This window comes from Corynebacterium sp. (assembly GCF_022712275.1).
Classification (GTDB): domain Bacteria; phylum Actinomycetota; class Actinomycetes; order Mycobacteriales; family Mycobacteriaceae; genus Corynebacterium.
On sequence record NZ_JALAGU010000032.1, the window covers coordinates 89,736 to 98,972 of the forward strand.

General features: G+C 67.0%; 9 protein-coding genes. All 9 read left to right on the forward strand.

Annotation, left to right across the window (positions count from 1 at the left end):
* The first annotated feature begins 5 nt into the window (after positions 1-5).
* A complete protein-coding gene (gene hemL / locus Q0A27_RS07325) occupies positions 6-1,322 on the forward strand; it encodes a glutamate-1-semialdehyde 2,1-aminomutase (protein WP_291474404.1) in 1,317 nt (438 codons plus the stop codon).
* 109 nt (positions 1,323-1,431) lie between these two features.
* Positions 1,432-2,550, forward strand: coding sequence for an iron-siderophore ABC transporter substrate-binding protein (locus Q0A27_RS07330; RefSeq protein WP_291474405.1), 1,119 nt, complete (start codon positions 1,432-1,434; stop codon positions 2,548-2,550).
* Positions 2,551-2,582: 32 nt separating this feature from the next.
* The gene (locus tag Q0A27_RS07335; RefSeq protein WP_291474406.1) at positions 2,583-3,209 is read left to right on the forward strand and encodes a histidine phosphatase family protein; all 627 of its coding nucleotides are present in this window, start codon (positions 2,583-2,585) and stop codon (positions 3,207-3,209) included.
* Between the two features lies 1 nt (position 3,210).
* Positions 3,211-3,873, forward strand: a complete 663-nt coding sequence (locus tag Q0A27_RS07340) for a TlpA disulfide reductase family protein (protein ID WP_291474407.1) — start codon at positions 3,211-3,213, stop codon at positions 3,871-3,873.
* Positions 3,866-4,654 carry a cytochrome c biogenesis CcdA family protein gene (locus tag Q0A27_RS07345; RefSeq protein ID WP_291474408.1) on the forward strand — a complete coding sequence of 263 codons (789 nt, stop codon included), beginning with the start codon at positions 3,866-3,868 and terminating at the stop codon, positions 4,652-4,654. The genes Q0A27_RS07340 and Q0A27_RS07345 overlap by 8 nt, the downstream gene beginning before the upstream one ends.
* 84 nt (positions 4,655-4,738) lie before the next feature.
* On the forward strand, positions 4,739-6,499 hold the full coding sequence (locus Q0A27_RS07350; RefSeq protein WP_291474409.1) for a cytochrome c biogenesis protein ResB: 1,761 nt from the start codon (positions 4,739-4,741) through the stop codon (positions 6,497-6,499).
* A gap of 76 nt (positions 6,500-6,575) precedes the next feature.
* Positions 6,576-7,673, forward strand: coding sequence for a c-type cytochrome biogenesis protein CcsB (ccsB, locus tag Q0A27_RS07355; RefSeq protein ID WP_291474410.1), 1,098 nt, complete (start codon positions 6,576-6,578; stop codon positions 7,671-7,673).
* Positions 7,673-8,758: a dTDP-glucose 4,6-dehydratase gene (rfbB, locus tag Q0A27_RS07360; RefSeq protein ID WP_291474411.1), complete on the forward strand. Its 1,086-nt coding sequence runs from the start codon at positions 7,673-7,675 to the stop codon at positions 8,756-8,758. The genes ccsB and rfbB overlap by 1 nt, the downstream gene beginning before the upstream one ends.
* A gap of 111 nt (positions 8,759-8,869) precedes the next feature.
* The coding region (locus tag Q0A27_RS07365) for a hypothetical protein (RefSeq protein WP_291474412.1) at positions 8,870-9,237 on the forward strand (368 nt) is incomplete at its 3' end.

The following is a 9,237-nucleotide window of genomic DNA, read 5'->3' on the forward strand; positions in this document are numbered from 1 at the left end:
ACGTGATGAGTGAACACACCGAGTCCAACCTGTCCGCCAGCTCGACCGCGATGGAGGAGGCGCGCCGGGTGATCCCCGGCGGCGTGAATTCCCCGGTCCGGGCCTTCGGCTCCGTCGGCGGCACCGCGCCGTTCATCGCCTCAGCCGACGGTTCCCGGCTGGTCGACGTGGACGGCAACGACTACGTCGACCTGGTCTGTTCCTGGGGCCCGATGATCCACGGCCACTCCCACCCCGTGGTGGTGGACGCCGTGCAGTCCGCCGTGGCCAGGGGAGTCTCCTTCGGCGCGCCGACCATGGGGGAGATCTCCCTGGCCGAGGAGATCATCGGCCGCACCAGCGTGGAGAAGATCCGCATGGTGAACTCCGGCACCGAGGCCACCATGTCCGCCGTGCGCCTGGCCCGCGGCTTCACCGGCCGTGACCGGATCCTCAAGTTCGTCGGCTGCTACCACGGCCACGTCGACTCCCTGCTGGTCGCCGCCGGTTCCGGTGTCGCCACGCTGGGTCTGCCCGATTCACCGGGCATCACCGCGGCCGCCGCCGCAGAGACCATCGCCGTGCCCTACAACGACCTGGACGCCGTGCGCGCCGCCTTTGCCGAGCATCCCGGCGAGATCGCCGCGATCATCGTCGAAGGCTCGGCCGGCAACATGGGCTCGGTCCGCCCGGACGAGGGCTTCAATGCCGCGCTCAAGGAGATCGCCCACGCCGACGGCGCCCTGCTCATCGTCGACGAGGTGATGACCGGGTTCCGTACCTCGCGCAAGGGCTGGTTCGGGGTCGACGGTGTCGCCGGTGACCTCACCACCTTCGGCAAGGTCGTCTCCGGCGGTATGCCCGCGGCCGCCTTCGGTGGACGCACCGACATCATGGACATGCTCGCCCCGGTCGGCCCCGTCTACCAGGCCGGCACCCTGTCGGGTAACCCGGTGGCCATGGCGTCCGGCCTGGCGTCCCTGCAGCTCGCGGACGACGCCGTCTACGAGACACTGAACGCCAACGCCGACCGGCTGTCCTCGTTGATCTCCGCGGCCCTGACCGCCGAGGGCGTGGCCCACCACATGCAGCGGGCGGAGTCCATGCTCTCCATCCGCTTCGCCGAGGGGCAGGGACGCAACTTCGCCGACATGCAGGCGGCGGACACCTTCCGCTACGCGCCCTTCTTCCACTCCCTGCTGGACGCCGGGGTCTACGCGCCGCCGAGCGTCTTCGAGACCTGGTTCGTCTCGACCGCCCTGACCGATGACGACTTCGCGCGCATCGAGTCCGCGCTGGCCGTCGCCGCGAAGGCCGCCGCAGCCGCTCAGCCGTCGGCGTAGTCGCAGTCTGGCATTTACCCAGGTCGCGAAGAGTGTTACCAGTGAGAACCGGTAACACTTCCTTCAGTGGGAGAGGGGGCATCGCGGGGAAAAGGTAGGCTTCGTTTCCATGACTATCATTCACCCATATACGGCGCTCGGGACTACCCAGGAAAACCGGACTTCCCGGGCGTCCTTCGCGAAACGGGCACTGCGCACCGCCGGCTCGGTACTCGCAGCGTCCACCCTCGTCATCGGCCTGGCCGCCTGCGGCTCCGACGATGGCGACGACATCAGCGGCAACGGCAGCTCGGGCGGCACCGACTTCGAACCGGTGACCATCACCCACGCCCTCGGCGAGGCCGAGATCACCGAGAAGCCCGAGCGCGTCGTCACCCTCGGCCAGGGGTCCGCCGAGACAGCACTCGCCCTCGGCATCGTCCCGGTGGGCACCGAGGAGTATGAGTGGGGTGCCGACGAGTCCGGCTACCTTCCCTGGGTCCACGAGGAACTGGAGAACGAGGGCGTCGCCGAGGACGACTACCCCGAACTCATCAGCGCCGGCGACAGCGGTGTCAGTGCCGAGGAGATCGCCAAACTCGACCCGGACGTCATCCTCGCGCCGTGGTCCGGGATCACCGAGGAACAGTACGACAGTCTCAGCGCTCTGGCGCCCACCGTCGCCTACCCGGAGAAGCCGTGGACGATCGACTGGAAGGACCAGATCACCACCGTCGCCACCGCGCTGGGGGAGAAGGACCGGGCTGAGGAACTCATCGGCGGCATCGAGGACCAGTTCGCGAGCGTCCGCGAGGAGAACCCCGACTTCGCCGAATACGACTTCGCCTTCATCTACAACCAGGGTGCCACCGGCGACATGGGCGTCTTCCTCCCCTCGGAGCAGCGTGCCGCCATGGTGGAGAACCTCGGCCTGACAGTCGCCCCTGTCGTCGAGGACATGAAGAGCCAGGAGAAGGAAGGCACCGACTCGGCGACGTTCAGCATCGAGAATGCCGACATCCTGGACGATGTTGACGTTCTCTTCACCTTCTACTCGGACGAGGCCAACCGGGAGGAGATGGAGGCCCTGCCGACCTACGGTGCCGTCACCGCGATCCGCAAGGGTGCGGTCGTCGCCCCGACCGACAACTCCTTCGTCACCGGCTCCTCGATGATCAACCCGCTCACCGTGCCGTGGTCCATCGACCGCTATGTGCCGATGATCAAGGACGCCATCACGCACTTATGACCTCAGCACCACGGCAGGTACGCTGACATGCCATGAGCACGATCGTCCACCTCGTCCGTCACGGCGAGGTCCACAATCCGGACCGCATCCTCTACGGTCGTCTTCCCGGCTGGCACCTCAGTGTCCGTGGCCGGCAGATGGCCGCCGCCGTCGCCGAGGATCTCGGGGACCACGACATCACCTATGTCGCTGCGTCCCCGCTCGAGCGCGCGCAGGAGACGGTCGCTCCGATCCTCGAGGCCGTCAACGGCAACCGTGCCGGCGCGCAGCTCGCCCTCACCACCGACGAGGATCTCCTCGAGGCCGGCAACCAGCTCGAGGGACTCCACATCAAGGGTGTCCGGTCCGCGCTGTGGAACCCGAAGCGTTGGCCGATGCTGACGAAGCCGAGCGTCCCGAGCTGGGGCGAGCCCTACCCGGAGATTCTCGACCGCATGTGGGTCGCCATCGACCGTGCCCGTCGCGCCGCCGAGGGCCACGAGGCCGTCTGCGTGTCCCACCAGCTGCCGGTCGTCTGCGTCCAGCGTGATGTCCAGGGCCTGCCGCTGCAGCACAACCCGGCCAACCGGCGCTGCAACCTCGCCTCCGTCTCCTCCCTCGTCTTCGACGGCGACGAGCTCACCGACTTCCTCTACTCCGAGCCCGCGCAGGAGATCTGAGATGCGTAGTACAGGGAAAGCCCGGAACGTGGCCCGGAATGTGGCCCGGAATGCTGCCCGGAATGCTGCCCGGACCGTCGCGGCGTCCTCCCTGGTGGTGGGTGTCCTGCTGGGCGCCGCGGCCTGTGGTGAGGACTCCACCGCGGGGACGGACGCCGTCGCCATCGGCGGCGAGTTCAAGTTCGTCTCCCCGGGCGGCCAGACCGTGATCACCTACGACGAGGGTGACCGCAGGGAGATCGGCGACCTGGAGGGTGATTCCCTCATGGACCCGGGCACCACCATCGGGCTCAAGGACTTCGAGGACCAGGTTGTCGTCCTCAACGCCTGGGGTCAGTGGTGTGGCCCGTGCCGCTCCGAGTCCGATGACCTGCAGACCGTCCAGGAGAGGCTCGAGGAGGACGGCCGCGGCTCGCTGCTGGGCATCAATGTCCGTGACAGCGCCCGGGCGAAGGCGCAGGACTTCCACGAGGACAACGGCATGACCTACCCCTCGATCTACGATCCGCCGTTCAAGTCCGCCCTCGCCCTGGGCGGCATCCCGGCGTCCGTCATCCCGACGACTATCGTGCTGGACAAGCAGCACCGTCCGGCGGCGGTCTTCCTCAAGGAAGTCACGACCGACGAGCTGTGGGACGCCGTGGAGCCACTGCTCGATGAGTGATCTGGGAAGCACCTTCGCGGACGCGGTGACCACCGGCCCGCTGCTGCTCGGCCTGTTGGCCGCCGCCGCTGCGGGACTGGTGTCCTTCGCATCCCCGTGTGTGATCCCCCTGGTCCCGGGTTACGTCTCCTACCTCGCCGGCGTCGTCGGTGCGGAGGCGGAGTACACCGCCGACGGCACCGTCGTCACGAAGGGACGCGGACGCGCCGGTGGTGCGGCCCTTCTCTTCGTCGCCGGTTTCACCGTCGTGTTCTGCCTGGCCACAGCCACGGTCTTCGGCGCGATCCAGGCGATCCAGGTCAACCAGGACCTGCTCATGCGTATCGGTGGCATCGTCACGGTCATCATGGGCGTGATTTTCATGGGTTTCATCCGCCCGCTGCAGACCGACACCCGGATGACGCCGCGTCGCTGGTCGACGCTCGCCGGCGCGCCGCTGCTCGGCGCGGTCTTCGCCCTCGGGTGGACGCCGTGCCTGGGCCCGACCCTCGCGGCGATCATCTCGGTGTCCGCCGGGACCGAGGGCATGACCGCCGTCCGCGGCGTCACGCTGATCATCGCGTACTGCCTGGGCCTGGGCATCCCGTTCATCCTCGTGGCGCTGGGGTCGGCGAAGGCACTGCGTGGTGTCGGCTGGCTGCGGCGTCATTCCCGCACCATCCAGATGGTCGGCGGTGCACTGCTGGTCGTCGTCGGCATTCTGCTGGTCAGTGGCCAGTGGGCGGTCTTCGTCGACTGGATCCGCCAGTGGCTCGTCAATGACACGACCCTGCCCGTGTAGCACTCACAGAATCAGAACCTAGACTTCCGCACAGAATCCCGCCGGAACCCGATGACGGCCCCGGCAACCGCACGAAAGGTCCCCATGCTCCGCAGTATCCTCCGTTGGCCGAAGAAGGCGTGGCAGTGGCTGACGAGGATGCGTACCGCCCTGGTGCTGCTGTTCCTCCTGGCACTCGGCGCGATCCCGGGCGCGCTGCTGCCGCAGCGGTCGCTGAACTCGGCGAACGTTGACAGTTACCTCGAAGCGAACGGGAAGATCGCGGAGATCTACGACAAGCTGGGTCTCTTCGACGTCTTCAGCTCCACCTGGTTCGCCGCGATCTACGTCCTCCTGTTCGTCTCGCTCATCGGCTGTATCCTGCCGCGGTCGATCGACCACTGGAAGGCACTGCGCAAGCTCCCGCCGGCCGCGCCGAAGCGGCTGGACCGGATGCCGAACCACATCTCCGGCACCGTGGACATGCCTGCCGAGCAGGTGCAGAAGGAGGTCTCCGCCCGGTTCCGCCGCTGGACCGGTGGGGCAACCGAGGCGGACAAGGACCGTGCCGGAAAGTGGTCCTACTCCGCGGAGAAGGGTTACCTCCGCGAGTTCTCGAACCTCGTCTTCCACCTGTCCCTGGTCGGCATCCTGGTGTCCGTCCTCGTCGGCCGGATGGTCTACTACGAGGGTCAGGTCATCGTCGTCGCCGGCACCGAGAACTCCCAGTTCTGCAATACCGCCGTCGCGAACTTCGACTCGATGCGCTACGGTCCGACCTTCGACGGCACCACGCTGACGCCCTTCTGCGTCAACGTCAAGAACTTCAACGCCGACTACCTGCCGTCCGGTCAGGCCACCGACTTCAGCTCGGACATCGACTACGCCGCGGGGGATGACGCCCTCAAGCCCGTCGATGAATGGGACCACACCACACTGAAGGTCAACCACCCGCTGACCATCAACGGTGACCGCGTCTACCTGCAGGGCCACGGCTACGCCCCGACGTTCACCGTGACCTGGCCGAACGGCGAGACGCGAACCGAGACCATCCAGTTCCGCCCGGACGACCTGACCTACTTCCTGTCTTCGGGTGCGCTGAAGATGGACCCGCCGGCCGGTATGTACCCGGATCTGCAGGAACGACGCCAGAACCAGCTCGCCATCCAGGGGCTGTTCGCTCCCACGGCCGAGTTCTCCGGCGAGAACAACGCGCTGCTGTCCTCCCGCTTCCCGGCGATGGACGACCCGGCGGTCGCCATCGACATCTACCGCGGTGACACCGGCCTGGACTCGGGTACCGGACAGGACATCTTCACCCTGTCCCAGACCCAGCTGCACAACGGCTCACTGCAGAAGCTCGACAGGGTGAACCTGCACCAGGGCGAGGACGTGACCCTCGACGACGGCACGAAGATCTCCTTCGACGGTGCCAAGGAGTTCGTGAACCTCCAGGTCAGCCGCGACCGGACCGAGATCTTCGTGCTCGGCTTCGCCCTGCTGATGCTCATCAGCCTGGTCGGGTCACTGACGATCAAGCGTCGTCGTTTCTGGGTCCGCGTCACCGACAAGGGTGACGGCACCAGCCTCCTGGAGATCGCCGGCCTGGCCCGCACCGACTCCGCCGGCTGGGGCCGCGAGTTCAACCGCGTCTCCGAGGAGCTGCTGCACCTCGACGACGAGGAGCTGGACGAGGAGTTCGACCAGACCGACGCGGACTGGGACGACTGGGAGGACGAGCTCGACCGTGAGCTCGCCCGCGAGCGCCGTGACGGTGAGCTCAGCGACAGTGACAGCGACGGCGACAGTGACGGCGACACCGGCACGGACACCGGCACGGACAGTGACCCCGACGACAGCAAGTGACGACATGTTGGTGACAGACGCACCCCAGCGGTAGCGTTGACCACTGAAATCCAACTCTCAACGGAGGAACCGACGGATGTACGCCAATCAGGGGCTGGCCGAGTTTTCAGACCTGGCCTTCAAGACCGCGGTGGTCCTGTACCTCATCAGCCTCGCCGTATCGCTCGTCTACTACGGTATGCTGCGCTCGGCGACCGAGGCGCGTCGTGAACGCTCCCGCATCCTCGGGGAGGCGAAGAAGGCGTCCTCGAAGCAGAAGGTGGCCGTCGGAGCCGCTGCCGGTGGTGACGTCATCGACGGCGACGACGTCCCGGACGACGAGAGGAACGACGTCTCCGGTATCGCCTCCGGGTCGATGACCGAGTCCGACCTGCCGAAGACCTTCCAGGTCGAGGCGCTCAAGGCGAAGTTCCGCCGCGCCGACAAGTGGGGCGGGATGACGCAGATGATGGTCTGGCTCACCGCCGCCGTCCACCTGCTCTTCCTGGTGTGCCGTGGCCTCGCTGCCGAGCGCTTCCCGTGGGGCAACCTCTTCGAGTACGTCACTGTCGTCACCGGTATGGCCATCTGCGTGGCCTGTGTGGTGCTGCGCCGCAAGGCGATGCGCGTGCTGTGGCCCTGGATCCTGACGCCGATCATCCTGCTGCTCTTCTACGCCGGCACCGAGCTGTACGCCGACGTCGCCCCGGTCGTGCCCTCCCTGAAGTCCAACTGGTACTGGATCCACGTCTCCACCGTCTCGGTGGGTGGCTCCATCGGTCTGGTCTCCGGCGTGTCCTCCCTGCTGTACGTGCTGCGCCGCAAGCAGCCCAAGGGCAAGGAGCACGGCTGGTTCGGCAAGGTCGTCTCCCCGCTGCCGGACGCCTCGAAGCTGGACGCCCTGGCCTACCGCACCGCCATCTGGACCCTGCCGATCTTCGGCCTGGGTGTGGTCTTCGGCGCGATCTGGGCGCACGCCGCCTGGGGCCGCTTCTGGGGCTGGGACCCCAAGGAGACCGTCTCCCTGATCACCTGGATCCTCTACGCCGCCTACCTGCATGCCCGCGCTACACCGGGTATGCGCGGTCTGCCGGCCGCGTGGATCAACATCTTCGCCTTCGCGACGATGGTGTTCAACCTCTTCTTCATCAACATCGTCGTCTCAGGTCTGCACTCCTACGCCGGACTGAACTGATGCCGACCGTTCTCGACCGGTCCCGCCGGATCACCCGTCTGCTGGTGACCGGCGGGGCCGGTTTCATCGGTTCCAACTTCGTCCACCGCACGCTCGCGACGCGTCCTGACGTTCACATCACGGTGTTGGACGCCATGACCTACGCCGCGAATCCGGCGAATCTCGCCGGGACCGGCGTCGATCTCGTCGAGGGTTCTGTGGCGGACGCTGCGCTGGTCGACCGTCTCGTTGCGTCCCTCAGGAAGGACGCCGGAGATGCCGGGGACGGTGCGGATGCTGCCGTGGTCCACTTCGCGGCGGAGAGCCACAACGACAATGCGCTGCGTGATCCGCTGCGTTTCGTGCGCACGAACACCGAGGGCACAGCGGTGCTGGCTGAGGCGTGCGTGCGTCACGGCGTCCACCTGCACCACATCTCCACCGACGAGGTCTTCGGGGACCTGCCGTTGCGCGGATCCGGGGAACCGGGGTCGGAGGCCCGCTTCACGGTGGACACGCCCTATACGCCGTCGTCGGTGTACTCGGCGTCCAAAGCGGCCGCGGATCACCTGGTGCGCGCGTTCGTGCGCAGTCATGGTCTGAGCGCGACGATCTCGAACTGCTCGAACAACTACGGGCCGCGTCAGCACCCGGAGAAGTTCCTGCCCCGGCAGATCACCGGTCTGCTCGACGGGGAGACGCCGCGGCTCTACGGCACCGGTGAGAACGTCCGTGACTGGATCCACGTCGACGACCACAATGACGCCGTCTGGGCGATCCTCGACCGTGGTGTGGCGGGGGAGACCTACCTCATCGGCGCGGACGGCGAGCGGTCCAACCTGGAGTGTGTCCGGGCGCTCAACGGACTCTTCGGACGGGACGAGGATGACTTCGTCCACGTCACCGACCGACCGGGCCACGATCTGCGCTACGCCATCGATCCGTCCGCGATGCATTCGCTGGGCTGGGAGCCGCGTTTCACCGACTTCGCCGCCGGCCTGGCGGACACGGTGGCGTGGTACCGCGACCACCGCGACTGGTGGGAGACGTCCCGGAAGGACGCCGAGCTCGTCTACCGTGCCAACGAGGACATCCTCGACTCCTGACGACGGGTGAGGGGGAGCTGCCCCGGGCCCTCACCTGTCGCTACCAGTCTGTCGCTACGAGTACGGGTACCGCGCGCCGACAGACGCGGTGGGGACAGGGACGTGACCCTGGTGGCTGAGAGGCTGGTATTCCTGATGGCGGGGATCGCCGTACCCACGGTCGCTCTGGCGTCCTGTTCCTCTGACTCCTCTGACTCCTCTGACTCCTCTGACTCCTCTGACTCCTCTGACTCCTCTGACTCCTCTGACTCCTCTGACTCCGCTGACTCCGCTGACTCCGCTGACTCCGCTGAATCCGCTGACTCCGCTGACTCCGCTGACTACACTGACTCCACGAACTCCTCCGCTGCCGGAGACGACGCCTCGTCGGATGACTCGTCGTCCGAGAGGTCCGATACCATAGACGGCGAGCTCGCCGACACCCCGGAGATCTACCAGTTCGTCCAGGGCCGGCCTGGGAGCCGTGGACGGCGACGGCA

Bases quoted from the DNA above. Each gene is read 5' to 3' on its own strand.
- Q0A27_RS07335 (WP_291474406.1), top strand. From the start codon at position 2,583: ATGAGCACGATCGTCCACCTCGTCCGTCACGGCGAGGTCCACAATCCG.
- ccsB (WP_291474410.1), top strand. From the start codon at position 6,576: ATGTACGCCAATCAGGGGCTGGCCGAGTTTTCAGACCTGGCCTTCAAG.
- Q0A27_RS07330 (WP_291474405.1), top strand. From the start codon at position 1,432: ATGACTATCATTCACCCATATACGGCGCTCGGGACTACCCAGGAAAAC.
- Q0A27_RS07345 (WP_291474408.1), top strand. From the start codon at position 3,866: ATGAGTGATCTGGGAAGCACCTTCGCGGACGCGGTGACCACCGGCCCG.
- Q0A27_RS07340 (WP_291474407.1), top strand. From the start codon at position 3,211: ATGCGTAGTACAGGGAAAGCCCGGAACGTGGCCCGGAATGTGGCCCGG.
- rfbB (WP_291474411.1), top strand. From the start codon at position 7,673: ATGCCGACCGTTCTCGACCGGTCCCGCCGGATCACCCGTCTGCTGGTG.
- hemL (WP_291474404.1), top strand. From the start codon at position 6: ATGAGTGAACACACCGAGTCCAACCTGTCCGCCAGCTCGACCGCGATG.
- Q0A27_RS07350 (WP_291474409.1), top strand. From the start codon at position 4,739: ATGCTCCGCAGTATCCTCCGTTGGCCGAAGAAGGCGTGGCAGTGGCTG.